This window comes from Aeromonas sp. QDB56 (genome assembly GCF_027705505.1).
Classification (GTDB): domain Bacteria; phylum Pseudomonadota; class Gammaproteobacteria; order Enterobacterales; family Aeromonadaceae; genus Aeromonas; species Aeromonas caviae.
The window spans coordinates 1-611 of record NZ_JAPDBZ010000326.1; the positions used below are offsets into that span (position 1 = coordinate 1).

Sequence of the window (611 nt, forward strand, 5' to 3'; positions counted from 1 at the left end):
CCGTGTATACCAGCCCCTTGCGTTCCGGGATGAGCCAGTGACGGTCGGTGTCTTCGGCCTGAATACGCAGCAACAGGTCGGCACCGAAGAAGCCTTTATCCAGCAGGGTCACTGACTTGTCCGGCAATGAGTGAATGAACTCGCTGGCCAGGGGGATTTCCCCTTTGCGGTACGGGCTGATGGCCGCGTTGGCAATGACATGCGAGCGGACATTCATGAGCGTGACCAACCGCAGCATCGGGTAGGGTGTCTGCCGGTTGGTTGAGGTGTTACCCGAGCCGAAATGTGCTCTGAGTTCAGGCATATCCTGGGTTCGGAACAGGGCCCCATCGATGGCAAAGACCTGTAAACCGTGCCAATGGTCTTCAGGATAACGTTCCCGCCCCCACACATCGGCGCACTGTTTGAACAGCCACTCGAGCGGCTGTTTGCCGAGTCGCTGACGGGCCTGAGACAGGGCACTGTCCGCGAGCAAGGCATCATTGGCCAACCCTTCTGCACAGATGTTGAGGCGCCGAGCGACCTCGGAGATGGGCTCATTGCGGAAAAAGGCCATCCCCACGACGAGCCACAAGACCATATCAGAAGGTAAGCGGCGTCGGCGGATAGTG

1 pseudogene is annotated in these 611 nt (G+C 59.1%); it reads right to left on the minus strand.

The window, feature by feature from the left end:
• Positions 1-611: pseudogene (locus OKB81_RS20705) on the minus strand (IS4-like element ISAeme15 family transposase); the annotation flags it as partial.